Here is a 25,629-nt window from a genome sequence, read left to right as displayed (position 1 = left end):
CGAATGACCAGAACGCCGACGGGGCAAGACCCAGAGTAGCTGTCGGCACGTAAAGGTTCATACCTTCGTGCGAGCGGCGGCCCCTCCGCGTCTGTTCCCCCAGTTTCCGCCGAACCGTTGGGACGTCAATGCTGCAAATCCCCGTCCGCGAATTGGACATCGAACCGGGCCATGTGTCGCAATGGCGGCTCAGCTCGACCACGACCGAAGCCCCCGAGCCGTCCGTGCCGTCCGAGGTGTCACAGCGGCGGGACGCGTCGTTCAACCAGAACAAACACTTCACCGCCGCGGTCGAAGCCAGGCAGGACGCCGACCCGCTCGCCTCCTGGGTGGCTACCACCTTCGAACTGCCCGGCGCGCTCGATCACGCGGCGCTGACATCGGCACTGCTGTACTTCGTGCGCAGGCACGAGGTGCTGCGCTGCGAATTCACGGGACTCACCGGCGACGTGAGCTGCACGGCGCTGCCTGCCGACGAGGTCACGATCACCCGCGACGACATCGGGTACCTCGCGACAACGGCCGAGCTCAGGGACTTCATCCACGAGTTCTTCGTGTCCGGTATCGACACGCTGCGCTGGCCGCTCATCGTCATGGGCGCCGTCGAACGCCCGGACTACACCACGATGTTCGTCGCCTACGATCACCTCGTCTGCGACGGCATGTCGAGCCCCATCGCGGTCAACGACATCACCGCCGCCTACACCGCCTACGCCGAGGGCCGCGAGCCCGAATTGCCGGAGGCGGGCAGCTACGTCGACTTCGGGCACGTCCAGCGTCACCGGTACACCTCGATCGAAGCCGACGACCCGAAGCTCGGATACTGGAGGGACTTCACCGCCCGCAACGGAGGGTTCTTCCCCCGCTACCCACTCGACCTCGGGCTCGAACCCGGTCAGATGTACGAGACGGTCAACGACACCGACGCGTTGCTGACCCCTGAGGAGACCGCCGCGCTGAGCAGCCGCAGCGTCGACGCCGGCGGCCGGTTGTCGATGGCCGTGCTCGCCGCCACCGGTGTCGCGCTGCGCGAAGCGGGCGGCCCCGACGTGTACCGGGGGCTGATGCCGGTCAGCGAACGCGGAAAAGGCGGCTGGCGGCACTCCATGGGCTGGTTCGTGAACACGATGCCCATCGAGTTCTCCGTCGCCGCCGACAAAGACTTCGCCGAACTCGTCAAAGGCGTCGACGTCGCCCTTCAGGACATGCTCGCCGGAGCGGAGGTCCCGTTCGTCAAGGCATGGCAGGTGCTCGCTCCCGAACTGGCGAACCTCAGGTCGTGGCCCTACGCCGTGAACTTCTTCTCCTACCTCGACTTCCGGAAGGCACTCGGCGGCGAGCACCTCCCCAAGTGGAACGCGAAGAAACACATCTGGGCCTCGCGCAGCAACGGCATCTGCCACTGGTTCCACCGCAACGCCGATGGCCTTTTCGTCAACTCCATCTACGCCGACACCCCGCGAGCACACGAAACCAAGGCGAGATTCAAGGACCTGGTCGCCGAAACCCTTCGCGACATGGCGAAGGGACGCATGAGCTGAGGGCGGTTCAGCCCAGCAGCTTCCCGAGTTCGGCGAGCAACTCCCTCGCCCTCGCCAGCTCGGCCGTTCCCGGTCCGGTCGCCGGCCCGGTGACTTCCCTGTCGAGCGGTCCGATCCGCACCGTCTCCGCCGTTTCGGACACGTCGATGTCGAACACGACCCGATCCGCCCTGTGCCAGGCGGAAAACCATTCGAGCGGCCGGTCGTACTGGTCGGTGGTCTCACCTTCCAGCAACAGCAACGGACCGCCCTGCTCGGTGTGCAACGCCTCGGCAAGCAGGTCGTCGGCGGCGACAGCGCGCACCTGCCTTCGCCCGCTCACCGGCCGCAGCTCGTAGCGGCTCGCGAGCAGCCGGTGCAGCGAGGCGTCGGTGAGTTCCCCCGCGGTCAGACCGGGAACCCGCTCCGATGGCAGCCAGGTGCGCACATAGGACAGTGGGTTGCCGTCGACGAGCCTGACCCTTTCCAGCCTCACCGTCTCCGCCGTGCGCAGGAACGCCCTGGCGGGCGGCGGCGGTTCGTCGGCCCGCAACTCACGCACGGTGGTGCGCAGCTCCTGGCCGCTTCCCGCGAACTGGTCGAACATGCCCGTCGCCCGCTGGACCAGCCTCCGGTACTCCGAAGGCGAGGCGACCACGGTCGGCCTGCCCTGGCTGCGGATGAGGAGCCCGTCGGCGGCGAGACCGGCGACGGCCTGACGGATCACGCTGCGGCCGACCCCGAAGGCCGAGCACAGTTCGGCCTCGCTGGGCAGCACCGCGCCCGGCGGCAGGTCGTGCCCGAGGATCCGCCGCCGAAGGGACTGCGCGACCTGCTGATGCAGTGGCCGCGATGTGTTCCTGTCGACGCCCATGATCGGAAGTCTATGCCGCCCCATCCGAGCGGGCCGTCTCCCACACCTGGTGCCAGCCTGGGGCGAGTTCGGCGGCCCTTCGCGTCGCGAGCACCATGCTGGCTTCCCTCGCGATGCCCTTGCCCGCGATGTCGAACGCGGTGCCGTGATCGACCGACACCCGCACGACGGGAAGTCCGACGGTGATGTTCACGCCGTCGTCGCCGTACACCGCCTTGAACGGCGCGTGACCCTGGTCGTGGTAGCACACGACGACGAAACGCCAGTTTCCCCTGACGGCGGAGGGAATGAGCGCATCGGCCGGAAGCGGGCCGACCGCGTTGATTCCCTCCGCCTTCGCCCTTTTCACCGCGGGAGCGAGGATGTCGGCGTCCTCGTCGCCGAACAGGCGGTCCTCCCCCGCGTGCGGGTTGAGCCCAGCCACGCCGATCCGTTCCTGTCCTTTGCCGAGCGCGGTGGCGAAGGAACCGACGAGGCGCAGCACGTTGCCGGTGCGCTCCGGAGTGACACCGCCGATCGCCTCGCGCAGCGAGACGTGGGTGGTCAGGTGGAAGAAGAACAGCTCACCGGCGGAGAGGACGAGACTGAAATTGGTTACGCCGAACTCGTGGGCGAGCAGTTCGGTGTGGCCGGGCCAGTCGTGTCCTCCCGCGTGCATGGCCGCCTTGTTCAGCGGGGCGGTCACGATGCCGTCGACGAGCCCTTCCCTCGCCAGCGCGCAGGCCCGCATCACGAACCTCGCCGCCGCGTCACCGGCGACGCCGCTCAGTTCGCCGGGAGGCAGCTCAGGCAACGGCTCGCCTTCCTGCACCAGTTCGATCGTGCCCTCGGCGTTCTCGGCATCGCGCGGCGAGGCCAGCACCCGCACCACGCCGGGATCCTCTCCGAGCATGGCCACGGCCCTGCTGACCGTGCCCTCGTCACCGACGACGACCGGCGTGCAGATCTGCCTGAGATCGTTGTGGCGCAACAGGGTGCGCACCGTGATTTCCGGGCCGATCCCCGCGACGTCGCCAAGAGTGAGGGCGAGTGTGGGCAGCTGCTGGTCGGTCAACGATCGCTCCTGTTCTCTCGTACCGCGTCCGCGGCCTTGATCAATACGCCGGGTCCACCGAAGCCACCCGCTTTCGTCGCGACCGGCAGACCCGCCGCCCAGCCACCGACGACGGCGCCGAGCGCGACACCGGGCGCGACGTGGCCGCGCAACCGGATCCCGGTGCTGTCGAGCCCGTCGAGCAGTGCCCGCGCCCCGTCTCCGCCGGTGACGACGACACCGGCCACGTTTCCCGAGCGCACCACCCGTGCGGCGGCGTCGGCGAGGCGGCGCGGCACCAGGCCGGCGGCGACGGTCGCGGTTTCCCGTTCGGGGGCGATGACGAGCAGGGCGCGGGGCCGGGCGCTCGCCGAGGCGAGTACACCGTCGACGAACACCTCCCACGCGGTGTCGTCGGACAGTTCCAGCCCGGTCGGCTCGTGCCGCACCGCGGCGGCGTCGGTGAGCGCGGAGGCCTGCTCGCGGGAGGCCGCGTTGAGGCTCGTGACCACGACGAGCGCGGTCGAGGGCCGTTCCCGTGGCCGCCACCGTTTCGCGAGTGCCGAGGCCAGTCCGGCGGAGCCGACGGGCAGCGCGCGGTCGCCGAGCTCGGCGACCGCTGCGGCGATCCGGTCGAGACCGGCGTTGTCGGCCGCGTCGAGTACGACGACCCCGCTGCCCGCCTCCCGGATCCGGTCGGCCCATCGCGAGGGCGGCTCGGCCGGATCGAGCCGCACGAGCGGCGCGCCGAGCAGTTCGGGTACCTCGCTCATGGTCACCGGGTTGACCGGGTCCGAACCGATCACCGTCTCGGCGACCGGGACGCCGTCGACGAGCAGTGTTCCACCGGCGACCGTCCTGCCGACGTCGGGAAAGGCGGGACAGACCACGGCGATGGTGCCCGGTGCCAGCACGCCGAGCGCGGCGTCGATCTCGGCCCGGATGGGGCCGCGTAGCGTCGAATCGACCTTCTTGAAGAACCGCGTCACGCCCTGTTCGCGCAGTCGCGCGGTAGCGTCTCGAACCTTGACGGCGGCATCGTGCTCGCCGAGTGCCCGTGAATCCGTCGTCACGGCGACCACGGTCGCCGCCGCTCCGGGGCTGGTCTCACCGCTGCGCAACCTGAGTTCGGCGGTCCAGCCCTGCTCGGAGAACTGCACGGCGGTGTCACCGGCGCCGGTCAGGTCGTCGGCGATGATCGCGATGTCGTAGCTCATGACGGTTGCGTCTCCACGACCCCGGCCGGACGCAGCGCACCGGCACGGTTGAGTGCCCACGTCGCCAGCAGGGGCGCGACGATGGCCGTCACCAGCACCGATGCCGCCACTTGCGCTGTCGCGGTGCCGACGAACTCCTGGAACCGGGGATCGGCCGCCGCGACGACAGCGGGTGTAGCAATGGCGTTGCCCGCGGTGGTGCCCTGCGCGAAGCCGATGCCGGACATCGCGCCACGGCGAAGGATGAACCGGTATCCGAGGTAGCAGAGGAAACCGGTGAACGGTGCCACGATCAGGCCGACGACCACACCGGTGAGCCCGCCGGTGACCACGTCGCCGAGGTCGATGCCGGTACCGAGCGCGAAGGCGAAGAACGGGATGACGATGTTGGGCACCGGCTCGACGACCTTGCTCCACTGCCGGTCCAGGTTGCCGACGAGCACGCCGAGCAGGAACGGGACGATGGCCGCGACCAGCGCGAGCACCGGGATGTCGCCGAATCCGGACGCGCCGAGGAACAGCAGGCTCAGGAACGGCCCGTCGTTGATGGCGCTCGCGATGTAGGCGCCGCGGTCGCGCTCGTCGCCGTACTGACCGGCGAACGCGAGCCAGAGCCCGCCATTGCTGTTGTCGATCGCGGCGAGCAGGCCCAGCAGTGAGACGCCGAGCAGGCCGTCGATGCCGACGAAGACCCCGAGCAGCACGACGAGGCCCGCCGGGATCAGGCTCTTCATCAGCAGCATCGTGCCCGCGGTGGCGAGGATCGGGCCGCCGGTGCGCATCGAGACCTGCGTGCCCGTCGCGAAGATCAGCAGCGCGATGAGCGGTAGTGCGCTGTCCTGGAACAACGCGGTCGTGAAGCTGCCGATCTCCAGCGCACCGGGGGCGAAGGTGCCGAAAAGGGTGCCGAGAACCAGCGGAATCAGCATCAGTCCGCCTGGGATGCGTTGCATCGTGGCGAACAGGGGAACTCGCGACGTTTCCGAACCACTCACGCCGGCCTCCTTGCAGGCACCCGACCCGTAGGTCGCTTATACGTACATGTTGTACGTATAAGAACATACCGGGGCGTGCCCGAACCAGCCCCCGCCCGTCCGCCGAGCCCCGCGAGTCCCCCGTACGTCCGCGAGTCCCCCGCCCAGGACGCCGAGATCCGCACTCAGATGCCCGAGTTCTGCGTTCAGGACCGCGAGATCCGCATCCGGGACCGCGAGATCCGCGTGCAGGACCCTGAGATCCGAATCCTGGCCACCGAGATCCGCGGTGGGGTATGCGAGATGCACACCCACGCGACCGAGATCCACAATCGGCGAGACCCACACCCCGATGCTGACCACATCCGACGACGCCCACATGCGACGAGGTACACGCCCGGCGACGACGAGATCCGGTGCCGCCACCATCGCGGTGGTCGCGAATGTCGCGAACAGTCACTTCCTGGATCCAGTGCGTGATGACGTGGATGAACGGGGATGGACTCGGTGCCGGTTGCTCTCACCGTCTTCGACTCGCCTGTCCTTCCACTCGCGCGTCCGGCGTCACGACACGGTCTCCCCGGCGGATCTCGCCCGCACGAACGCAGATCTCGGCGACCTGATCGCGCATGTCACGGCCCCGAATGCGGATCTCGCCGTCCCGAATGCGGATCTCGGCCGCCTGAGTGCGGATCTCGACGGCCTGGACGGGGGACTCGCGGGTTCCGCGGGCAAGGGCACGGGGGAGGCGGGCTCCTGGGCCGCTAGCGGCGGGTCCGCCTTCGCTTGCCGAGCCAGCCCGCGAGCACACCGGCGAGGAAGGTGAACAACAAGGTCAACCAAAGCGGCGCCGTCAGCGCCGCCCCGAAGAGGTGAACGCTGGTCTCATTGCGGTTCTGCAGAACGAAGACCAGCGCCACCACGACGATGGCCAGCGCGAGCCACGTGGTGACCGGCACCGCCCGCAGCTTCGTCCCGATGGCCCTTCCCCAGCCTGCGCGTACGGTGCTCATGGCTCACTCCGTTCCTCAAGACGCGGCTCTCCCAGTATGCGGCCGGAACGACGGCACGCGAGGCACGGGCATTTCACACTTTACGGGCACGGCGGACGCCGTCACGACCGTCCTCAACGGACGGATCACCGAACAACGGAGGAAGCGCGCGCACCATGAGCACCGACCACACGAGGTGGGTGAGCACCGGTGCCGCGATACCGCCGCTCGCCTTCCGTTGCAGGCCGCACAGCGTTCCCATCACGGCCGAGGCCACCACCAGAGCCGGATTGCGGGTGGCCGTGGTGACGAGGACATACGCCGCCGTCGACGTCAGCACGGGCCGGGTCCCGCCAGCGGCGTACACCGCGCCGCGGAAGAAGACCTCCTCCGCGGCGCCATTGACCACCGTTGTCAGCAGGATCGCCCTGGGATCTCCCGCCTTCGCGTGCCGCAGGACCCCGGTGATCGCCTTGCGCAGCAACGGGATTCGCCGCGCGGGCACGGCACAGATCCGGAAGAACCCGAACGCCGCCGCGCCGGTCGCGACTCCCGACAGCCACCCGGCAGTGCCCGCGCGGGGCCGCCGTCGCGGGGACGAGGGCCCGGCCAGCAGTCCTCCCGCGAGCCACACGGCGGCGGTCACCGTGCCGAAAACGTAGAACGTCCTCGACGCCGGGCTGGCCGACAGCGACCGGCCCAGCGTGGCCGCGCCCAGCGCACCGGCGCAGGCGAGCACACGCGACCTCGGCACCGCGGCACGCGACAAGGTCACCTGCGTTCCTTCCGCTCACGACGGGACATCGCCCGCTCCCGCAGGGCGGCCAGAGCCGCGTCGTCGTATCCCATGGGCGTGAAGTCCACGATCTCGCGAATGCCACCGTGCCGGTCGTCGGAGACGACGACCTCGTTGCCCATCGAATCGATGAGCGCCCTTCCCGTCGGCACGTCGACATCGGTGACCAGCGACAGCCATTGCGACGACAACCGGGGCGACAGAAGGGGAACGGCGATCACGAGCAGCCGCCGACCTTCCAGCACGGCGAGCCTCTTCAGCATGTCCACATAGGTCAGCACCTCGCTTCCGCCGATCTCGAAGGTCCTGCCGATGGCGGCTGGTTCCCCGAGCACGGCGACGAGATACCGCACGACGTCGGCGACCGCGATGGGTTGCGCGCGGGTGCCGACCCAGCGCGGCGTGACCATGACGGGAAGATTCTCCACGAGCTGGCGGGTGATCTCCCAGGAGATCCCGCCGTGCCCGATGATGATCCCCGCGCGAAGTACGGTGACCGGAACGCCTTCGGCGGCCAGTACGTACTCGACCTGCCGCCTGCTGCGCAGGTGCGCGGAAAGCTCGTCGGATTCCTCGCCGAGACCGCCGAGATACACCAGGTTGTGCACACCGGCGTCCCTTGCGGCCGTGGCAAAGGCCCTCGCCGCCGCGGCGTCCTGTTGTTCGAAGTCCCGCTCGCCCAGCGAGTGCACGAGGTAGTACGCCGCGTCGACACCGGCAAGCGCGGAGCGCAGCGAGTCCTCGTCGTGCACGTCGCCATAGACAGCGGTGCCCGCACCGGCGTAATGCTCCGGCTGCCTCGTCATCGCGAGCACGGTGTGCCCGTGCTCCTCAAGCGCGGGACAGAGCCTGCGGCCGACGAAGCCGGAGGATCCCGCCACCAGAACTCTCATCAGCCACACCCGATCATGCTCGCCCGCGACGTGGTGTCGCGTTCGGACGGCACCCGCCGCCCCGCGCCGAAGCGACGGTAATCCACGACGGGACACGCCGCAGGACGAGCGGCGTTCAGCCCGCGCTGCCACGCGCCTTTCCGTGCGCGTCGTGCGGGAGATCCGCGTAGTGCCACTGGTGGTCCCTCGCATGCCTGCACGCCTGTTCGAGATCGCCCGCTTCGAGCGAGGCGAGCAGTTCGGCGTGGTCGCGAGCGACCTGGCGCGGGCTCACATCGGCCGCGACCATCGTCACCGCCGTGCGGGCCTCGATTTGCAGCGCCTCCCACGACAACGCGAGCAGTTCGTTGTGCGCGGCGCGGACGATGTGCCGGTGGAAGGCGACACTCGCCCAGCAGGCCGCCTCCGCGTCGTCCGCTTTCGCCGCCGCGCGCATCGCCTTGACCTCGGCGCGCAGTTCGGCCAGCGGCAACCGGCCGCCGAGCATCGCCAGCCGGGTCGCCGTCTCTTCGAGCGCGGCCCTGACGACGTAGCTCTCCTTGAGCGTCTGCTGGACGAAGTGCCTGACGAACGTACCGCGCCGCGGCCGGGTTTCCACCATCCGCATGGACTCCAGCTCGCGCAACGCCTCGCGCACCGGGGCCTGACTCGTGCCGTACGTCGCCGCGAGTTGGGTCTCCACCAGCCGCTGTCCCGGCTTGATCTCACCGGAGACGATCCTGCTGACGAGTGCGTCCCTGATCTGCTGCGCGAGCGTGAGGCGGGCCAGCGGTTGTTCGGCGTTGCCGGTCATCGGGCAACGATAACAACGCCGGGTTATCGATTCTCGATGACGCCACGCCCTTGACCGTGCCGCCGACCCGGCCTAGCTTTAGCGATTATCAATTATCGATAGTTACCCGCTCGAACCGCTCCACCACTCCCGGCGAACCGATGACGCTGTCGCGAGAAGAGGTAAGAGCATGCTGGTCACGGCGGTGCACGCGCCCGAATCGATCTCGGCGGCGACGGATCTGCTCCATCAAGGCGGCTCCGTGCTCGGCGGTGGAACGCTCGTCATGGCAGCGGTGAACGCGGGCGAGGCCCCCTCGGCCGAACTGATCAGCCTGCACCGGCTCGGCCTCTCCGGCATCACCACCACCGAGGGCGGCGTCCGCGTCGGCGCCGCCACGCCGCTCGGCGACCTCCTCGGCGAGCCCCGCCTCGAGTTTCTCCACCCCGCCGTGCGCGGCATCGGGTCACCGACACTGCGCAACACCGCCACCGTGGGCGGCAATCTGTTCGCGGACGGCCCTTACGGCGATCTCGCGGTCTGCCTGCTCGCTCTCGGCGCGACCGTGACCGTCGCGGGGCGGTCGGGCACCTACGACACCACCGTCACCGGCCTCGCCAGAACCGGAGCCGGAGCCATCGTGACGTCGGTGCGCTTCGACCTCCCCGATCCAGACACCTGGCGCTATCACAAAGCCATGCGCCGCAAGCTCAACTCCGCCTCGATCGTCACCGTCGCCGCCGTGATCGGCCGGCGAGCCGGGGTCATCGCCGACCCGAGGATCGCACTCGGCGGAGTCGCCCCCTCCCCCGTGCGCGCAACCTCGGCGGAAGCGGCGCTGGCAGGCCGACCGCTCACCCCGGCCACGGTCGAAGCCGCGGGCCGGGCCGCGCGGGCAGACATCGCACCGGCCGACGACGCCTACGCCAGTGCCTGGTACCGGCGCAGGGTACTTCCCGTGCACCTGCGCAGAACACTGCTCGGCTGAAACCCCCTCGTTCCCCTTTCCTGGAAGGGAATCCACCGTGCCCCCTCCCCCGCCAGCCCGGGTCGTCACGCTCGTCGTCAACGGACGTCAGCGCGAATTCCTCACCCCGCCCTGCGGTTCGCTGCTGACCGCGCTACGCGAGAAACTCGGCCTGACCTCGGCGAAACGCGGCTGTGGGCAGGGCAGTTGCGGAAGCTGCACGGTACTCGTCGACGGAAAAGCGGTGCTGTCCTGCCTGCTGGCCGTGGAAACCATCGACGCGAGCACCGTCGAGACGCTGGAGGGCGTCGCCAAGGGCAACGATCTCGACGAGATACAGCAGGCGTTCCTCGACGGCTTCGCCACCCAGTGCGGGTTCTGCACGCCAGGGATGATCATGGCGGCCGAGGCGCTGCTGTCGGCCGAGCCCGAACCCGGAAGAGCCGACGTCATGGAGGCGATGTGCGGCAACGTCTGCCGGTGCACCGGCTACCAGCCCATCGTCGAGGCGATCATGACGGCGGCACGGCTGCGCGCGGCCGGAGGGACACCATGACCCGCACGACGCCCGTCGACACCGGTTTCTTCGCCGACCGGCGCCGCGACGATCTCCACGTCGTCGGCTCGCCCGTCCAGCGCTCCGACGCGCTCGGGCACGTCACCGGGCGCACCGAGTTCTTCGAAGACCACCTGCCGCCCGGCCTGCTGCACCTGACGATGCACCGTTCCGCCCGTCACCACGCGAGGCTGGCAAGCGTCGACGTGACCGGCGCCTACGCGGTGCCCGGCGTGGTCCGCGTTCTGACCCACGCCGACATCCCCAACAACCTCTACACGCCGCTGAAGCTCATCGGCGTCGAACCGGACGACGAACCGGTGCTGGCCGAGGACGTCGTCCGGTATCTCGGCGAGCCGATCTGCGCCGTCGTCGCCGAGACCGAAGCCGCGGCCCGCGCCGGTGCCGCCGCGATCGTCGTCGGCTACGAGGACCTTCCGGCCGTCTTCGACGTCGAGGAAGCGCTCGCCGACGGCGCGCCGCTTGTCAACGAGTACCACGGGCACAACTACTTCGAGTACGAGGGACATCACTGTCGACGCGTGCGTCTCGGTGACACCGGCACCGCGTTCGCCCGCGCCGACCACGTCATTGCCTCCCGCTACGATTCCGCGCCCATCGAACAGGCACCCGTGGAAACCACCGGCTGTATCGTCGTGCCGCAACCGGATGGCAGGCTGCGCATCCACTCCGACACGCAAGCCTGTTTCTTCACCCTCGACAACACCGCGCTCATCCTCAAGGCGCCGTTCAACACTCTTCGCCTCGTCGGCGGGACCGTCGGGGGCGGGTTCGGCGGCAAGGTGGACGTCGTGGTCGAGCCGGTCGCGTGTGTCGCGGCGATGCTGACGGCGAGGCCGGTGCGGTTCGTCTACACGCGACACGAGGAGATGCGGGTTTCCTCACCGCGCGCCGCCGAGCGCATCTACATCACCGACGCCGTACTCGACAACGGCGACATCATCGGCCGCAAGGTCACGCTCTTCGTCGACTCCGGTGCCTACTCCCGGCATTCTCCCTACGGAACGACGAAAGCCGCCGCCCACCTTCCGGGGCCCTACACCATTCCGCACGTCTGGATCGATTGTCACTGCGTGTTCACCAATCGCACGCCCTCCAGCGCCATGCGCGGCTTCGGCGTCACGATCGCCGACTTCGCGCTGGAGTCCCACATGGACACGGTCGCGAGGCGGCTCGGCATGGATCCGCTCGCCCTGCGGCTGCGCAACGCCTACCGCGACGGCGATCTCAAGGCACACCGCAAGATCGCCGAGGGCACCGCGCTCGTCGAGGTGATTCAGAGGGCCGCTGAACTCGTCGAGCACCCGTTGCCGGAGGAGTACCTGCGCATGTCGTCGGCACGGCGGCGGGAAGGGGCTTAGCGATGGCGATCCTCACCGGGCGCGGCTACGCCGCTGTCAACTACCCGACGGGCATGAACCTCGGCGGCGATCCCTCGCAGGCCCTCATTCACTCCACCACGACCGGAACCTTCGTACTCTCACTGTCCTCCGTGGACCTCGGACAGGGCCTCAAGACCGTCGTCGCCCAGTGCGCGGCGGAGACACTGGGGCTGCCGTTCGAGAACATCCTCGTCGACACGGCCGACACGGACACGGGACCGCATTGCATGGGCACCTTCGCGAGCAGGGGGACCCACCGGGTCGGCAACGCGGTGATCATGGCGGCCACCGAGGCGAGGGAGGCGATGCTCGCCGTGGCCGCAGAGGAACTGGAGGTCGACGCCGCGGACCTCGACACGGACGGAACCGGCTACATCGCGGTGAAGGGCGCTGCCGAGAAACGCATCCACATCACCGATCTGGCCATGGCCGCGCACTTCACGCACGGCCGCACCCTCTCGGGGCGAGGAATCTATCTCAAGGAGAAGAGCGAACCCGTTCCGGAAACGGGCGAGATGGATCCCGATTCGTGCCAGGCACACGCGTGCACCGTCGCCGTCGTCGGGGTCGACGACGAGACCGGTGTCGTCGAGGTACTGGAGATGTACAACACCTACGAGGTCGGCCGCGCGCTCAACCCGGCGCTCGCCACGCAGCAGGTGGAGGGAGGCGCGTGGATGGGGATCTCGCACGCGCTGTTCGAGACGACGGAACCCTACTACCCCTCGCGCGCGCATGGTCCTCGCGACTTCGCCGAATACCTTATGCCCGGCGCGGCCGACATTCCGGTACAGCACAGCGTGTTCCTCGAACGGCCTTCGGACAACGGGCCGTTCGGAGCGAAGGGGATCGGCGAGATGACGGCCAATGCCCCGATTCCCGCGATCGCCAACGCCATTTTCGACGCCTGCGGCGTTCGCCTCACCTCGATGCCCTTCACGCCGGAGCGCGTGCTGCGCGGTATCGACGCACTTCGAAACCGAAGCGAACCGGACGAAAGGTAGGACCGCCATGCTGAAGGTCATGTCGTTGCTCAAGCGCGCGGACGGACTGTCCAAGGAGGACTTCGCGCGGTGGGTCGTCGAGGAGCACGTCGAATTCGCCAGGAAACTGCCCGGCCTCCGCAAGTACACGGTGAGTGTCAGCGAGGGCGAGGACGCCGCGTTCGACTCGGTCAACGCGCTCTACTTCGACGACGAGCCCGCCAGGGCCGCCGCGTTCGGCTCCGAGCACGGCAAGGCGGCAGCGGCCGACGCCGCCGCGCACACCTCGCGGCGCGTTCACCTGCTCACCACCGAGTACGAGCAGTTGTGACGGCACCCGAATCGCTCGACGAGCATCGCCTGGCCGGACTGCTGTCGGAACAGGGCTACTTCGCCGACGAAGGACTGCTGACGGCCGTCCACCTCGCGCTGCGGCTCGGCAAGCCGTTGCTGCTGGAGGGCGAACCGGGCGTCGGGAAGACCGAACTGGCCAGCGTCATGGCCCCGGTGCTCGGCAGGCCGCTGATCAGGCTGCAATGCTTCGAAGGACTCGATTCCGCGCAGGCGCTCTACGAATGGGACCACCCACGGCAGTTGCTGCGCATCCGCGAGGCCGAGGCCGGAACGGCCGAGGGCACCGCCGACGACCTCTACTCGGAGCGGTTCCTGCTGGCAAGGCCGTTGCTGCGGGCGGTGACCTCCGACCAAGGCACGGTGTTGCTGATCGACGAGATCGACCGCGCCGACAGCGAGTTCGAGGCGTTCCTGCTCGAATTCCTCGGAGACTTCCAGATCACGATCCCGGAGCTGGGCACGCTCACCGCGCGGCGGAAGCCGTTCGTCGTGCTCTCCTCCAACCGCACCAGGGAACTACACGGTGCGCTGAAACGCCGCTGCCTCTACCACTGGATCGACTTTCCCGGGCAGGAAAGGGAAAGATCGATACTGGCGGCGCACGTGCCGGGCCTGGATGCCGAGGCGGCCGACCGGCTCGTCCGCGCTGTCACCTCGGTGCGGAACCTGCCGTTGCTCAAGCGCCCAGGGATCGCGGAGACGGTGGAATGGGCGAGGGGCGGGGCGGCACTCGTCGCGGACGGCGCCGCGTGGCCACCGGCCATGCGCGCGGCGCTCGGCCTGCTCGTCAAGGACGAGGAGGACACCAGGCTGCTCGCCGCCAAGGCAACGGAGTTGTTCGGCGATGCGTGACCCTGCCCGGGACGGGGTGCGCGAGCTGCTGTGGGGTTTCCTCGGCGCGCTGCGCGCGGAGGGGCTTGCCGTCTCCCCGGCGCGGACGGAGGACTTCTTCCGCGCGCTCGCCGTCTCGGCTCCCCGTGACGCGGTGGCCCTGTACTGGCGAGCACGGCTGACCCTCGTCGACGACGTCGGCCTGATACCGGCTTTCGACGCGGTTTTCGGCTCCTGGATGCTCAGGGAAGAACCCGCCGACCCTGCCGGGCACGGAAGTACGGGGGTTCCCGCTCCACGAGGCCAGGACACCGGTGAACCGCCCGTGGACGAGGCCGTACTCGGCGGCGGAGCGCGCGCCGGAGCGGACACGGTCACGCGCACGCGCGCGTTCGGTGCCACCGGCGATCGGGCGAGGCTGCTTCGCGCGCTCGAAGCGGAATGGCCGCGTGCCCTTCCCACGACACGATCCCGGCGGCGTCGCCTCTCCCGCTCGCGCGGCACACTCGCGTTGCGGGCCACCGCGCGGCTGGCCCGCCGCACCGGTGGTGAGATCGTGTACCTGCGCCGCGAAGTGAGGCCGCCGCGCAACCGGCCGGTGCTGTTGCTGGTGGACGTGTCCGGTTCGGTCAAACAGCACACCCCCGATCTGCTGCGGCTCGCGCACACCGCGGTCCGCGCCGAAGGCAGGGCCGAGGTGTTCACCTTCGGCACACGGCTGACGAGGGTCACCACGGCACTCGCCCACCCCGACACCGGCCGTTCGCTGGCGGCGGTCGCGCACGCGGTGTCCGATGTCGACGGTGGCACCGCGATCGGCGGCGCGCTCGACGAGTTCGTCGCCAATCCCCGGTTTCTCTCACTGGCGAGGGGCGCGGTGGTGATCGTCGTGTCCGACGGGCTCGAACGCGGTGACTGTGACCTGATGCTGCGCCGGGCGCGGCGGTTGTCGCTCCTCGGGCACCGGCTGCTGTGGTGGTCGCCGCTGGCTTGTTCGCCCGGATACCGGCCCGTCACGCGCGGGATCGCGGGGGTGCTTCCCTGGCTCGACCACCTCGGCGGCGTAGGCGACCTGCCGACGGCGCTCGCCGAACTGCGCCATCTTCCCGGTGTCCGCGCGCGCCCCCGGCGCGAGGCGCTCCGGGATTGGCGGCCGGCTCACCCGGGGAGGTACCGATGACAGCGGAAGAACCACAAGGCGGATTCGAGAAGATCGACGCCCACCACCACCTGTGGCGCAAAGCCGATCTGCCGTGGCTTTCCGGTCCGATGGTCCCGCGTATCTTCGGGCCCTACGAACCGATCCGGCGCGACTATCTCGCGGGTGAGTACATCGCGGAGGCAGGCGCGTGCGGGATCGGCCGGTCGGTGTACGTCCAGGCCAACTGGCCGCCGGCGCGGTCGGTCGAGGAAGTGGAGTGGCTGCGCGACGTGCACGCCGAATGGGGCTGGCCTTCGGCGGTCGTCGGCTCGGCCGACCTTTTCGACGCCGAAGCGGGTGAGGTTCTGCGCAGGCAGGCCGCGACGACTCCGCTCATGAGAGGAACCCGGTTGCAGTTGCACTGGCACGACCGGCCGGAGTTCCGGTTCGCCTCCGGTCCCGACCGCATGGCCGATCCGGTATTCCTGCGCAACATCGGGCTGCTCTCCGAGTGGGACTGGGTGTTCGAACTCCAGGTCTTCGCTCCGCAAATGCGGGCAGCGGCCCGGTTCGCGGCCAGGTTCCCCGGCACGACCTTCGTGCTCGTGCACGCCGGGATGCCGACCGGTACCGGCGAGGCCACGGTCGCCGAGTGGGAAAGCGGGCTCTCCTTGCTGGCCGAGGTACCCAACGTCGTCGTCAAGCTCACCGGGCAGGGAACCTTCGTGCACAGGGTCGATCCGGACCTGATCGATCTCGTGACCGACACGTGCCTTCGCCTCTTCGGTGCGGGCCGTTGCCTGTGGGGCACCAACTTTCCCGTCGAGAAGATCTGGACCTCGCTGCCGCCGCTCGTCGCGGCGTGGGAACGATCGCTGTCGCGCTATCCCGAGGAAACCAGGCGTGCGGTATTCGCTGAGACCGCCCGGCGCGTCTACCGGCTGTGACCGGCAGGCACTTTCGTGCGGCGCAGCGCCAGCGCGGCCAGCACGGCGACGACAGCCAGTACTCCCGCCGCCGAGAACGCCGCGACGTTCACTCCGCTCGTGAAGGCGTCGAACGCGAGCGAGCGAACGTCGGCCGCTTCCGGCTCGGCGAGCACGTCGGCGGCCTGAACGGTGGCCGTGACGGTCTCGGTGGCCTCCGGCGGCAGGAACGACAGTTCCTGGCCGACACCGTTCTTGTAGACGGTGGCCGACACGGTGCCCAGTGCCGCGATCCCCAGTGCGGCGCCGAGTTCGTTGCTGGTCTCCGAGATCCCGGCCGCGGCGCCCGCCCTGTGCGCGGGGGCGGTCCCCAGCACGAGCGAGTTGGCCAGTGTGCCGACGATGCCGACCCCGAGGGTGAGCACGGTGTAGCCGGCGATGAACACCACGACCGGCGTGGTGGGGCTGAGCGAACCGACGACACAGAAACCCGCCGCGCCGATCAGTAACCCCGTGCACAACAGCACTCCGGGGCGGACTTTCCCGGCGAGGCCCGCGCCGAGGACCGCGCCGGCGAAGGTGCCGGCGAAGGTGGGCAACGCGTGCAGGGCCGCGGCGAGCGGGCCGAGGTCGTGGACGGTCTGCAGGAAGGTGAAGGCGAGCAGGCCCAGCCCGGCGGCCGCGAAGGAGACGACAAGGCCGGAGCCGACCGCGGCGGTGAAGGCGGCGTCGCGGAAGAGCGACACGTCGATCAGCGGTGCCGTCGCCGATCGCTGCCCGCGCAGGAACACGACGAGGAACAGCACGCCGAGCACGCCCACCGCGACGGTCGTGGCATCGAGTCCGTGCTCCGTCAGGTTCTTCACCGCGAAGACGAGCGCGAGAATCGCCACGAGCGATGTCGCCGCGCCCGCGAGGTCGAACCCCGCGTGGGACGAGCGTGCCGACTCCGGTACCAGGAAGGGAACCACGAGCAGCAACATCAGCATCACCGGAATGTTGATGAGGAAAACCGAACCCCACCAGAAGTTCTCCAGCAGAATGCCACCGACGATCGGGCCCGCGACGGCACCTCCGGTGAAGGCCGTCGTCCACGCGCCCACCGCGACGCGCCGTTGTCGTTCGTCGGGGAACAGGTCGCGAACGAGCGAAAGGGTCGATGGCGCGAGTGTCGCGGCACCGATGCCGAGCAGAACCCTTCCCGCGATGAGCAGTTCCGCGCTGGAGGCGAACGCGACCAGCGCGGACGCGGCCCCGAACAGCACTGATCCGACGAGCAGGACCTTCCTTCGGCCGACGCGGTCGCCGAGGCTGCCCATCGTGATCAGCAAGCCCGCCATGACGAAGCCGTAGCTGTCCATCATCCACAGCCATTGCGTGGCGCTGGGCTCCAATGCCTCGGTGATCGCCGGAGCGGCGACGAAAAGCACCGAAATGTCCATGGAGGTCAGCAGAGCGGGCAGCAGCAGCACCGCGAGCGCCGACCACTGTCTGGCCGAGGCGCGCGAGGGTGGCGTGGAATCCATGACTAGATCGTACGTACGTACAAATCACCCGTCAAACGTACGTACGTCAAGGCGTTAGGCTGGCACCATGAGCCAACGTGACGATCTGCTGGCCGGTGCCAAACGCTGCCTCGTCGAGAAGGGCTACGGCAATACCACCGCCCGGGACATCGCCGCGGCCTCCGGTGCCCATCTCGCCTCGATCGGCTATCACTTCGGGTCGAAGGACAACCTGATGAGCACCGCCCTCATCGAGGCGACCAGCGAATGGGGCGACAAGGTGGAATCGGCGGCGCGGGCCGCGGAGCCGGAGGACCCGGCGGGGCGGCTGGAGGCGGTACTCGGCCAGCTTCTCGCCGCCATCCCGGGCGACCGCGATCTGCTCGTCGCCAACATCCAGGCCATCGCACAGTCCGAATTCGACGAGCACATGCACGACTCGATGGCAGCAGGGTTCGACGACGCGTGGACCTCGTTCGCCTCGATCCTGCTCGACGTGCCCCGCGAGGACGTGACCGAAGAGCAGAAGCACACCGCGGGAGCCGCCGTGCACGCGCTCGTCATGGGGTACACGGTGCAGGCGCTCGTCCGGCCCGAGGCCACGCCGGGCGGGCCGGACATCGTCGCGGGGCTACGGGCATTGCTCGGCGCGCGGTAGCGAACTCGGCAGTCCAATGCCGACAACGCGCGCGTTTCATCCCTTTTGTGTGGGCTGTTGTTCGTGAGGCGATGACGAAATCGGACTGCTCAACCCCGGCGCGAGAGCACACCGAGTGCCGATTACCGTGTGCCGGTAGGGCGGCACCTTCGGTGCGGTGCGTGATCGTTGTGACGCAAGCGATCCGCCCGATTCCGGAAGACCGGCACCACCGCGTGGGGGCGGCGGTTAAGGTGTCCCGTCTGAACACACTGGAGGGACATTCGTGAACGTTTCACAGGCGCATACGCGCACCGCGCGTGCCGTCAATGCCAAATTGATGAAGGAGCGCCTACAGTCGATTATCGGGATACTCGTCGGAATCGGCCTGCTCATCGGCGGAATCGTGATGCTGAACGACGACCGCGTCATGTGCGGCAGCCAGGAGATGTCGGCGGGAGACATCTGCGAGGAGACCAAGAACGGCACCACGAGGGCCGAACGCTCCATGGAGGAGCAGCAGAGCGACAACACCTCGACGGGATGGTGGATGGTCGCGGGTGGTTCCGCGCTCGCCGTCGGCTCCGGCGTGTGGACGTTCTTCAACTTCCGCAAGAAGAAGGTGAGCGCCGAGCAACTCGCCGCGCGGGAGTACGCCGCTGCCGCGCCGCCACCCTTCGGTCAGCAGCAGCCGCAGCCCATGGGTGCCCCGCAGGGTGGCCCCGGCGGAGCGGCGTGGTCACCGAACCCCGCGCCACAGGGTTTCGGCCCGCCTCCCGGCGTCCAGCAGCCGATGCCACAGGGCGGACCCGGCCAGCAGGGCTATCCCCAGCCGGGCCAGTACGGCCATCCCGGTCCTTACGCCCAGCCGGGACCCTACGCCCAGCCCGGCCCATATGGTCAACAGATCCAGCAGGGTCAACAAGGTCAGTACCCGCCCCATGGTCAGCCACCGCGCTGACCCGGAGCGCCGCCGTGGAACGCGCACGGCGGCGGAGGTTCCCTCACTGTCCATCATGGACGGTGAGGGAACGGCTCAGGGATTCCAGACCATCGTCTGCTGATGGAGCCGCCTTCCCCGATACCGGATGCCCGGCACGAGTGGCGTCGGTCCGTGCTTGACGAAGCCCATGCGCTCGAAGAACCGCACGGCCCTCGTGTTCTCACACAGCGTCTGCAAATGACAGCCCGCCGAACCGGTCTCCCGCAGTTTCTGTAGCCACGTGTTCATCAGCCCGTCGGCAGCGCCCGTCCCCCGCGCGTCCGGCTGGACGTTGATGTGCAGGTGCGCGGGCCACCTCGGGTCGGACAGTTCGCCGGCGCCAGGCTGTCGCCGGACCAGGCCCGTGATGCCGTCGAAAGCCGCCGTCGCGAAGAACTTCGCCGTCGACCGCTTGAACACGAGGCGGTATTCCTTGATGGCCCGTTCCATGCGCTTCGATTCGCTGGGAAACCGGGCCGTGTCGAGACATCCGGTGAGATAACCGGTCAGCTCGCCGTCGTCGCCGACCGCGAGCAACACCGAATCCGGCTCAAGATCGAGGTAGGGATGGAGGTAGATCGCGGCTTCCGACTCGACGTGCCCCCACAACGACTCGGTCGGCGAGCCCTCGCCGGCGCGGGCGAACAGGGCTCGCATGCGCTGGCGGTCGGCTTCGGTGTACGTGCGGATCTCCACCACGTCGATTACCCCCTTGTCCGGCACATTCGTAGCGCGCTCATTCTCACAGCCGGGCGGAACGGTGATCCACTGCCCCGCGCACAGTAATGGAGCAGCCGCTCTGTTACTGTACGGTTCGTGCCCCGGCCCCGCGTTCACGATCTGTCCTGCCTGCTCGACACCACGGAGCGGCTCGTGGCTGATGTCGGCGCGGATCGCGTGACCGTCAGGGAGCTGGCCTCGGCGGCCGGTGTGCCGAACGGGACGATCTATCACGCGTTCGGTTCGCTTGGCGCCGTTCTGGCCCGCACCTGGCTCCGCGCCGCCAACGACTTCCTCGACCTCCAACGCGAACTGGCCGATCGCGCGAAGACGGGAGCCGAAGACCCCAGCGCCGCGGTGGTCGCCGCGGCGCTGGCACCGGCCGAGTTCGCCGAGCGCAGGAGCGCTGCGGCGCGGATGCTGCTCACCGTCGAAAGGGACCGGCTGCTGGGTCCCCGGCTGCCGGCCGAACTCGCCGATGAGCTCATCGGCATCGACGCCAGACTGGTCTCACTGCTGGTCGGCCTTTCCGAGACCGTGTGGAACCGGCGCGACGGTGCCGCGGTCGAGGTCATGACCACGTGCGTCGTCGATCTGCCTTCCGCCCTCCTGCGCGGAGCACTCACCGGCGCGGAAACCCGCCCGGTGCCGCAACGACTTCGCGAGCGGCTGGCCGCCGCTGTTCGCGCGGTACTCACCGTGCCACCGCCGCCCCTCCCCCGCCGTCCGGCCACCACGAGGAAACAACCGACCACAAAGGACTGATCATGCCCACATTGCAGCAAAGGGAACCGGTGTACGTACTGGACTTCGGCGACGACGAGAACCGGTTCACGCCTGACTGGCTGAGCGAGACGCACTCCCTGCTCGACACGGTGACCTCCGGAACCGATGCCGCCGCGCTCGTCACGCGCGGAACGGGAAAGTTCTACTCCAACGGCCTCGATCTCGAATGGCTCGCCGCGCACGGCGACGACGCCGAAGGGTATGTCACCGCGGTACACGAACTGCTCGCCAGAATGCTGACCCTGCCGGTTCCGACGGTCGCCGCCGTCAACGGGCACGCGTTCGGCGCGGGCGCGATGCTGGCGATGGCACACGATCATCGCGTGATGCGCGCCGACCGGGGTTTCTTCTGTTTCCCCGAGGCCGACATCAACATCCCGTTCACCCCCGGCATGGCCGCGCTCATCCAGTGCAAGCTCACTCCCTCGGCTGCCGTGGCCTCGATGACCACGGCACGGCGCTTCGGCGGTGAGCACGCGCGCGAACTGGGGCTCGTCGACGAGACCGCGAGCGAGGCGGACCTGCTGGAGCGGGCCGTCGAGCGCGCCGGCGAGCGAGCGGGCAAGGATCGCGGCACTCTCGGCGCCATCAAGACCACGATGTTCTCCTCGGCCGCCGCGGCCTTGCGGTCGTGAGCCGGGCGGGAAGCGGCTGACGTTTGGTCCATGCCGACGGTCGTGACTTGGCCCTTCGCCTCGCCGCGGCCGGCACGAACAGTGGAACCGTGGGACTGGATTTCTGGATCACGTCGTTCGTCGTGACGGCCACACCGGGTTCCGGCGCGCTGTTCACCATCGCGGCGGGACTTTCGCGCGGGGTACGGATGGGACAGCTGGCCGCCGTGGGGTGCGCGCTCGGGGCGTTGCCGCACCTGGTGCTCGCGCTTTCGGGCACGGCGGCGGTGCTCGCGGCGAGCCCGGTGGCCTTCGAGGTGATGAAGTGGCTCGGGGTCGGCTATCTGCTGTACATGGCCTGGGGCACGTGGCATCAGCGTGGCGTGCTGGCTCCCGGACTGGAGGACGGTGAACGAAGCTCGTCGGCAGGCAGGACGATCGGCGGCGCGGTGCTGGTGAACCTGCTCAACCCCAAGCTGACGCTGTTCTTCTTCGTGTTCCTTCCGATGTTCGTCGATCCTGCCAGTCCCGGCGCGACGGTCCGGATGGCGATGCTCGGGGCGGCGTTCATGGTGGTGACACTGGTGGTCTTCGGTATATACGGCGCTTGTGCGGCCTGGCTGCGCTCGTATGTCGTCGGCAAGCCCGGGGTGATGGGCCGGATCGGCCAGGTCTTCGGCCTCTCGTTCGTGGCGCTGGCGATGCTGCTGGCCTTCACTCCGCGCTGACGATGGTTCCGAGCGTCGCGATGGCGCGTTCCAGACGCGGCGCGGGGTGCGGGCCGTAACCGATGACGAGGCCGGGCGGTCCCGGCGCGAACCGGTGATGGGACAGCGGATGCACCGCGATACCCGCCTCAAGGGCGCGGGCGGCGATGTCGGTGTCGTCGAGCCGGGCCGGGAGCCTGACGACGAGGTGAAGACCGGCCGCGACGCCCTCGACGGCGCAGCCTGGCAGGTAACGCCGGATCGCCGCGACGGCGGCGTCCCTGCGGGCCTGGTGCCGCCTACGCAGCGTGCGCAGGTGCCGCTCAAGGGAACCGGTCTCGATCAACTGGGCGAGCGCGAGTTGAGGCAGGGTGGGCGAGCCGAGATCGGTCGCCCACCGGAGATGGACCAGGTCGTCGTGCAGCGCGGGAGGGGCGATGAGCCAGCCGAGGCGCAGCGCGGGGGCGAGGACTTTCGAAAGGCTGGAGACGTGCGCGACCCGGTCGGGCGCGGTGGCCTGCAACGCCCTGACTGGCGCGCGGTCGTAGCGGTACTCGGCGTCGTAGTCGTCCTCGATCACCACGCCGCCTGCCCGCTCGGCCCAGGCCAGTAACTCACGGCGACGGAAAGGAGACAGCACGACGCCGGTCGGGAACTGATGCGCGGGGGTGACCAGCACGGCCCGCTCACCACTTTCGGCGAGCGCGGACACGTCGAGTCCGTGCCCGTCGACGGGGACCGGCACGAGGTGGTCCAGCCAGTGTCCGAGGACGCGGCGGTTGCCGTCGGCCCCTGGGTCCTCGACCGCCCAGGTGGTGACGCCGTGCCGCCGCAGCACCTGCGCGAGCAGGCTGAGGGCTCCCGCCACACCCGCGGTGACGATGATCCGGCCGGGATCGGCGGCGACACCGCGACTTCGGCCGAGCCAGCCGGCCAGCGCCTCGCGCAGCTTTCCGGCACCCCGCGGATCGGTGTATCCGAGTTCGCGCTGGGTCGCCGAGGACAACACACTCCGCTCGGCCTTCAGCCAGGCCGCGCGCGGAAACGCCGTCAGGTCGGGCATACCCGACGAGATGTCGACGGCGCCGGGCCGGGACACCGGGGACTCGCGCAGGGCGGGCGGGCCGGTGACCGGATCGGCGACGATCGTTCCACCGCCGCGATTGGTGACGAGCAGCCCTTCCTCGGCGAGCCTCCGATAGGCCTCGACGACCGTGCCACGCGCCATGGCCAGTTCGTCGGCGAGGACCCTCGTCGCGGGCAGCCGGGTTCCGGGGCCCAGCGTGCCGTCGGCGACCGCGATGCGCAGTCGTTCGGCAAGCCAGGCCGTGCGGCCGTTGCGCGGGGACTGGCCAGGATCGAGCTGGAGGAAATCCGCGCCGGCCATGCGGTACACGATTCCATCCCCGGCCCGTGACCGCGCGGGAAACCCTCCCGGCATGGTATGTACCACTACCGACCGGGACGTCATCCGCCGAGGACAAAGGAGTCCATTCCATGCGAACCCAGCGCCCCAGAACCGGCAGGGCACGGAGGGTTGCCGCCCTCCTCGCCGCCGTGGTCACGGCCCTGACCACACTGACGGCACTGTCCGTGCCCGCCGGTGCGGCCGAGCAGGCCCCCTTCTCGGAGGCCGGTCACGCGCACTGCCCGCAACTGGACCGCGATCTCGACTGGCACGGCCACAACCGGCAGAAACTGCAACGTGTGATCAACAGGCTCGGGCACTGTTCGGTGCCGCGCGAGGGCGAGCGGCCGGTCGCCGTATTCGACTGGGACAACACGGTCACCAAGAACGACATCACCGACCTCGCGATCGCGTGGGCGATCAACCACGACGAAATCCTGCGGCCAGCCGACTGGGCCGACACCAGCCCGTGGCTGACCGCGAACGCGGTGCGCACCCTCACCGAGGCGTGCGGCACCGATGTTCCCGTCGGGTCGCCGCTGCCGACGTCGAGCACGCCCGCTTGCGCCGACGAGATCTTCTCCATCAGGAAAGACGCCGCGCTGATGAGCGGGGAGGACGCGTTCGAGGGTGACTGGAACAGCCGCCGCACCCTGCCGCAGTACGCCTGGGTTCCGCAGTTGTTCGCGGGGCACACCGAAGCCGAGGTCAATGCCATCGCGCTGGCTTCGCGGCGTGCGGCGCTCGCGGCGCCGGAGGGAGCGACCCAGCGGGTGGGCAGCCACGAGGTGCACGCGTGGGCGCGCTACTACCCGCAGATCACCGACCTGATCTCGACTTTGCGCGAAGCCGGATTCGACGTGTGGATCGACTCGGCCGGGGCGACCCCGGTCACGGTCCCGTGGGCCGAGGGGATCGGGATCGGCGCCGACCACGTCATCGCCATCCGCAACGTTCTCGACGACGCGGGCAGGATCAGCACGACCATCAAGGGCTGCGGAGGCGAACCTGACGGCAAGGGCGAGAGCATTCCCTACATCGAGGGCAAGCGGTGCTGGCTCAACCAGGAGGTCTTCGGCATCACCGGCCCCGAGGCGTGGGAGCGGCAGGCACCGGCCGACCGGCCCGCGATCGCCGCGGGCGACGCCAACACCGACGTCTCCATCGTCGAGGACGCGACGGCGGCCCATCTGGTGATCAACCGCAACCAGAACGAGGTCATGTGCAAGGCCTACGACAACGCCGACCGGCGCTGGCTGATCAACCCGATGTTCATCGAGCCGCTTCCGGAGAAGGCAACGCCCTACCCGTGCTCGACGACGGGTTTCGTCAATCCCGACGGCTCACTCGGACCTGTCCAGCGTGAGGACGGCACCATCATCGGCGACCAGGCCGACACGGTATACGGAGACTGACGGCGAGCCTCACATGGAGTCCACTGTGGACTCCATGTGAGGCGGTCATAGGTCAATCCCCCGCTTCGGAGGCCGCTTGCCGCGCCACGGTGTTGGCGTGCTTGCGCTCGGCGAACCGGTACGCCTCGTCCAGAAGTTCACGGATGTCAGCCCAGGTTTCGGGCCCAGGATTGACAACGCACACCCAGTACTGGCTCGCGTAATGCGGATGGGGCATCACCGCGTCGCGTACCGAGTAGTCCCATCCGGTGTCGAGCACACCTTCGGCGTCCCGCTCTGCGGGTGGTGCGCCGAACCGGCCGGTATAGACCGCTTTGGGCAGGCCGATGTTGAGCCGGTAGGCACCCTCTTCGGACAACCCGGACACCGAATCGTAGGTGTCGCCGGTGACGATCGTGGCGAACGGCGTCCAGCGATCCTTCCGCAGGACACCGTCGGGACAGAAACTGAAGAACGTGTCTCCCGCGCTGTCCCCCTCACCGTTCTCGGCGACGACCCCCGGCAGCGTTGCGGCGATATAGCGCCGCGCCGCGTCCGGCCCCTTCCATGCATCGTTCATCAGTGGCGAAACCTCTCGTAGACCAGATACCGACCCTTCAAGTTTCTCATTGAAGTACCCAGTG

At 69.0% G+C, this 25,629-nt stretch carries 27 protein-coding genes; 15 read left to right on the top strand and 12 right to left on the bottom strand.

Annotation, left to right across the window (positions count from 1 at the left end; genetic code table 11):
* Positions 1–128: 128 nt before the first annotated feature.
* A complete protein-coding gene (locus BAY61_RS14640; RefSeq protein ID WP_091798337.1) occupies positions 129–1,541 on the top strand; it encodes a condensation domain-containing protein in 1,413 nt (470 codons plus the stop codon).
* 7 nt (positions 1,542–1,548) lie between these two features.
* On the opposite strand, the gene BAY61_RS14635 is transcribed toward BAY61_RS14640, so the two are convergent.
* The 8 genes from BAY61_RS14635 to BAY61_RS14595 form a co-directional block, all read right to left on the bottom strand.
* A complete protein-coding gene (locus BAY61_RS14635) occupies positions 1,549–2,394 on the bottom strand; it encodes a GntR family transcriptional regulator (RefSeq protein ID WP_091798335.1) in 846 nt (281 codons plus the stop codon).
* 10 nt (positions 2,395–2,404) lie between these two features.
* Positions 2,405–3,448, bottom strand: coding sequence for a 4-hydroxythreonine-4-phosphate dehydrogenase PdxA (gene pdxA, locus BAY61_RS14630; RefSeq protein ID WP_091798333.1), 1,044 nt, complete (start codon positions 3,446–3,448; stop codon positions 2,405–2,407).
* On the bottom strand, positions 3,445–4,644 hold the full coding sequence (locus BAY61_RS14625; RefSeq protein ID WP_091798330.1) for a four-carbon acid sugar kinase family protein: 1,200 nt from the start codon (positions 4,642–4,644) through the stop codon (positions 3,445–3,447). Before BAY61_RS14625 ends, pdxA begins: the two co-directional genes overlap by 4 nt.
* Positions 4,641–5,639 carry a 2-keto-3-deoxygluconate permease gene (locus BAY61_RS14620; RefSeq protein ID WP_091798328.1) on the bottom strand — a complete coding sequence of 333 codons (999 nt, stop codon included), beginning with the start codon at positions 5,637–5,639 and terminating at the stop codon, positions 4,641–4,643. Before BAY61_RS14620 ends, BAY61_RS14625 begins: the two co-directional genes overlap by 4 nt.
* Before the next feature lie 743 nt (positions 5,640–6,382).
* Positions 6,383–6,631: a lipopolysaccharide assembly protein LapA domain-containing protein gene (locus tag BAY61_RS14610; protein ID WP_091798322.1), complete on the bottom strand. Its 249-nt coding sequence runs from the start codon at positions 6,629–6,631 to the stop codon at positions 6,383–6,385.
* 73 nt (positions 6,632–6,704) lie between these two features.
* A complete protein-coding gene (locus tag BAY61_RS14605) occupies positions 6,705–7,385 on the bottom strand; it encodes a CPBP family intramembrane glutamic endopeptidase (protein ID WP_245866098.1) in 681 nt (226 codons plus the stop codon).
* Positions 7,382–8,299, bottom strand: a complete 918-nt coding sequence (locus tag BAY61_RS14600) for an NAD(P)H-binding protein (protein WP_091798994.1) — start codon at positions 8,297–8,299, stop codon at positions 7,382–7,384. Before BAY61_RS14600 ends, BAY61_RS14605 begins: the two co-directional genes overlap by 4 nt.
* Before the next feature lie 115 nt (positions 8,300–8,414).
* Entirely contained in the window at positions 8,415–9,092 is a 678-nt protein-coding gene (locus BAY61_RS14595) for a GntR family transcriptional regulator (RefSeq protein ID WP_091798320.1), read from the bottom strand.
* 169 nt (positions 9,093–9,261) lie between these two features.
* On the opposite strand from BAY61_RS14595, the gene BAY61_RS14590 reads away from it, so the two are divergent.
* From BAY61_RS14590 to BAY61_RS14555, 8 genes are read left to right on the top strand one after another with little or no spacing between them, the layout of a single operon-like run.
* Positions 9,262–10,059: an FAD binding domain-containing protein gene (locus tag BAY61_RS14590; RefSeq protein WP_091798317.1), complete on the top strand. Its 798-nt coding sequence runs from the start codon at positions 9,262–9,264 to the stop codon at positions 10,057–10,059.
* Positions 10,060–10,096: 37 nt separating this feature from the next.
* Entirely contained in the window at positions 10,097–10,594 is a 498-nt protein-coding gene (locus tag BAY61_RS14585; protein WP_091798315.1) for a (2Fe-2S)-binding protein, read from the top strand.
* Entirely contained in the window at positions 10,591–11,976 is a 1,386-nt protein-coding gene (locus BAY61_RS33795) for a xanthine dehydrogenase family protein molybdopterin-binding subunit (RefSeq protein ID WP_091798312.1), read from the top strand. The genes BAY61_RS14585 and BAY61_RS33795 overlap by 4 nt, the downstream gene beginning before the upstream one ends.
* Before the next feature lie 2 nt (positions 11,977–11,978).
* On the top strand, positions 11,979–13,001 hold the full coding sequence (locus BAY61_RS33790) for a xanthine dehydrogenase family protein molybdopterin-binding subunit (RefSeq protein ID WP_091798310.1): 1,023 nt from the start codon (positions 11,979–11,981) through the stop codon (positions 12,999–13,001).
* A 7-nt stretch (positions 13,002–13,008) separates the two neighbouring features.
* Positions 13,009–13,311: an EthD family reductase gene (locus BAY61_RS14570; RefSeq protein WP_091798307.1), complete on the top strand. Its 303-nt coding sequence runs from the start codon at positions 13,009–13,011 to the stop codon at positions 13,309–13,311.
* On the top strand, positions 13,308–14,186 hold the full coding sequence (locus BAY61_RS14565) for an AAA family ATPase (RefSeq protein ID WP_091798305.1): 879 nt from the start codon (positions 13,308–13,310) through the stop codon (positions 14,184–14,186). The genes BAY61_RS14570 and BAY61_RS14565 overlap by 4 nt, the downstream gene beginning before the upstream one ends.
* The gene (locus BAY61_RS14560) at positions 14,179–15,345 is read left to right on the top strand and encodes a vWA domain-containing protein (RefSeq protein WP_091798303.1); all 1,167 of its coding nucleotides are present in this window, start codon (positions 14,179–14,181) and stop codon (positions 15,343–15,345) included. Before BAY61_RS14565 ends, BAY61_RS14560 begins: the two co-directional genes overlap by 8 nt.
* Positions 15,342–16,253, top strand: coding sequence for an amidohydrolase family protein (locus tag BAY61_RS14555; RefSeq protein WP_091798300.1), 912 nt, complete (start codon positions 15,342–15,344; stop codon positions 16,251–16,253). Before BAY61_RS14560 ends, BAY61_RS14555 begins: the two co-directional genes overlap by 4 nt.
* Here the strand turns inward: BAY61_RS14555 and BAY61_RS14550 are convergent.
* The gene (locus BAY61_RS14550; protein WP_091798298.1) at positions 16,241–17,758 is read right to left on the bottom strand and encodes an MFS transporter; all 1,518 of its coding nucleotides are present in this window, start codon (positions 17,756–17,758) and stop codon (positions 16,241–16,243) included. The two genes, BAY61_RS14555 and BAY61_RS14550, sit on opposite strands and share 13 nt — an antisense overlap.
* Before the next feature lie 67 nt (positions 17,759–17,825).
* On the opposite strand from BAY61_RS14550, the gene BAY61_RS14545 reads away from it, so the two are divergent.
* Positions 17,826–18,395 carry a TetR/AcrR family transcriptional regulator gene (locus BAY61_RS14545; protein WP_091798296.1) on the top strand — a complete coding sequence of 190 codons (570 nt, stop codon included), beginning with the start codon at positions 17,826–17,828 and terminating at the stop codon, positions 18,393–18,395.
* Positions 18,396–18,714: 319 nt separating this feature from the next.
* Positions 18,715–19,335 (top strand): hypothetical protein, encoded by a 621-nt coding sequence (locus BAY61_RS14540; RefSeq protein WP_143021329.1) that lies wholly within the window; start codon positions 18,715–18,717, stop codon positions 19,333–19,335.
* A 75-nt stretch (positions 19,336–19,410) separates the two neighbouring features.
* On the opposite strand, the gene BAY61_RS14535 is transcribed toward BAY61_RS14540, so the two are convergent.
* On the bottom strand, positions 19,411–20,079 hold the full coding sequence (locus tag BAY61_RS14535; RefSeq protein WP_245866096.1) for a GNAT family N-acetyltransferase: 669 nt from the start codon (positions 20,077–20,079) through the stop codon (positions 19,411–19,413).
* A 93-nt stretch (positions 20,080–20,172) separates the two neighbouring features.
* Between BAY61_RS14535 and BAY61_RS14530 the strand changes: the two genes are divergently transcribed.
* The 3 genes from BAY61_RS14530 (at position 20,173) to BAY61_RS14520 (ending at position 22,204) form a co-directional block, all read left to right on the top strand.
* Positions 20,173–20,841, top strand: a complete 669-nt coding sequence (locus BAY61_RS14530; RefSeq protein WP_091798292.1) for a TetR/AcrR family transcriptional regulator — start codon at positions 20,173–20,175, stop codon at positions 20,839–20,841.
* Between the two features lie 2 nt (positions 20,842–20,843).
* The gene (locus tag BAY61_RS14525; RefSeq protein WP_091798290.1) at positions 20,844–21,497 is read left to right on the top strand and encodes an enoyl-CoA hydratase/isomerase family protein; all 654 of its coding nucleotides are present in this window, start codon (positions 20,844–20,846) and stop codon (positions 21,495–21,497) included.
* A gap of 89 nt (positions 21,498–21,586) precedes the next feature.
* A complete protein-coding gene (locus tag BAY61_RS14520) occupies positions 21,587–22,204 on the top strand; it encodes a LysE family translocator (RefSeq protein WP_091798287.1) in 618 nt (205 codons plus the stop codon).
* Here BAY61_RS14520 and pdxR read toward each other — a convergent pair.
* Complete coding sequence (gene pdxR / locus BAY61_RS14515) at positions 22,191–23,570, bottom strand: MocR-like pyridoxine biosynthesis transcription factor PdxR (RefSeq protein WP_091798285.1); 1,380 nt, start codon at positions 23,568–23,570, stop codon at positions 22,191–22,193. The two genes, BAY61_RS14520 and pdxR, sit on opposite strands and share 14 nt — an antisense overlap.
* 110 nt (positions 23,571–23,680) lie before the next feature.
* On the opposite strand from pdxR, the gene BAY61_RS14510 reads away from it, so the two are divergent.
* Positions 23,681–25,006 carry a haloacid dehalogenase-like hydrolase gene (locus BAY61_RS14510; RefSeq protein ID WP_110057646.1) on the top strand — a complete coding sequence of 442 codons (1,326 nt, stop codon included), beginning with the start codon at positions 23,681–23,683 and terminating at the stop codon, positions 25,004–25,006.
* A 52-nt stretch (positions 25,007–25,058) separates the two neighbouring features.
* Here BAY61_RS14510 and BAY61_RS14505 read toward each other — a convergent pair whose 3' ends face one another.
* Entirely contained in the window at positions 25,059–25,565 is a 507-nt protein-coding gene (locus BAY61_RS14505) for a DUF6194 family protein (protein ID WP_219341112.1), read from the bottom strand.
* Positions 25,566–25,629 lie beyond the last annotated feature (64 nt).

The sequence above is a fragment of the Prauserella marina genome, assembly GCF_002240355.1.
GTDB lineage: Bacteria > Actinomycetota > Actinomycetes > Mycobacteriales > Pseudonocardiaceae > Prauserella_A > Prauserella_A marina.
This window is presented reverse-complemented; position numbering and strand designations above follow the sequence as displayed.

Bases quoted from the DNA above. Each gene is read 5' to 3' on its own strand.
- BAY61_RS14635 (WP_091798335.1), bottom strand. From the start codon at position 2,394: ATGGGCGTCGACAGGAACACATCGCGGCCACTGCATCAGCAGGTCGCG.
- BAY61_RS14595 (WP_091798320.1), bottom strand. From the start codon at position 9,092: ATGACCGGCAACGCCGAACAACCGCTGGCCCGCCTCACGCTCGCGCAG.
- BAY61_RS14570 (WP_091798307.1), top strand. From the start codon at position 13,009: ATGCTGAAGGTCATGTCGTTGCTCAAGCGCGCGGACGGACTGTCCAAG.
- BAY61_RS14550 (WP_091798298.1), bottom strand. From the start codon at position 17,758: ATGGATTCCACGCCACCCTCGCGCGCCTCGGCCAGACAGTGGTCGGCG.
- BAY61_RS33795 (WP_091798312.1), top strand. From the start codon at position 10,591: ATGACCCGCACGACGCCCGTCGACACCGGTTTCTTCGCCGACCGGCGC.
- pdxR (WP_091798285.1), bottom strand. From the start codon at position 23,570: ATGGCCGGCGCGGATTTCCTCCAGCTCGATCCTGGCCAGTCCCCGCGC.
- BAY61_RS14560 (WP_091798303.1), top strand. From the start codon at position 14,179: ATGCGTGACCCTGCCCGGGACGGGGTGCGCGAGCTGCTGTGGGGTTTC.
- BAY61_RS14555 (WP_091798300.1), top strand. From the start codon at position 15,342: ATGACAGCGGAAGAACCACAAGGCGGATTCGAGAAGATCGACGCCCAC.
- BAY61_RS14640 (WP_091798337.1), top strand. From the start codon at position 129: ATGCTGCAAATCCCCGTCCGCGAATTGGACATCGAACCGGGCCATGTG.
- BAY61_RS14600 (WP_091798994.1), bottom strand. From the start codon at position 8,299: ATGAGAGTTCTGGTGGCGGGATCCTCCGGCTTCGTCGGCCGCAGGCTC.
- BAY61_RS33790 (WP_091798310.1), top strand. From the start codon at position 11,979: ATGGCGATCCTCACCGGGCGCGGCTACGCCGCTGTCAACTACCCGACG.
- BAY61_RS14505 (WP_219341112.1), bottom strand. From the start codon at position 25,565: ATGAACGATGCATGGAAGGGGCCGGACGCGGCGCGGCGCTATATCGCC.
- BAY61_RS14510 (WP_110057646.1), top strand. From the start codon at position 23,681: ATGCGAACCCAGCGCCCCAGAACCGGCAGGGCACGGAGGGTTGCCGCC.
- BAY61_RS14625 (WP_091798330.1), bottom strand. From the start codon at position 4,644: ATGAGCTACGACATCGCGATCATCGCCGACGACCTGACCGGCGCCGGT.
- BAY61_RS14610 (WP_091798322.1), bottom strand. From the start codon at position 6,631: ATGAGCACCGTACGCGCAGGCTGGGGAAGGGCCATCGGGACGAAGCTG.
- BAY61_RS14525 (WP_091798290.1), top strand. From the start codon at position 20,844: ATGCCCACATTGCAGCAAAGGGAACCGGTGTACGTACTGGACTTCGGC.
- BAY61_RS14540 (WP_143021329.1), top strand. From the start codon at position 18,715: ATGAAGGAGCGCCTACAGTCGATTATCGGGATACTCGTCGGAATCGGC.
- BAY61_RS14590 (WP_091798317.1), top strand. From the start codon at position 9,262: ATGCTGGTCACGGCGGTGCACGCGCCCGAATCGATCTCGGCGGCGACG.
- BAY61_RS14545 (WP_091798296.1), top strand. From the start codon at position 17,826: ATGAGCCAACGTGACGATCTGCTGGCCGGTGCCAAACGCTGCCTCGTC.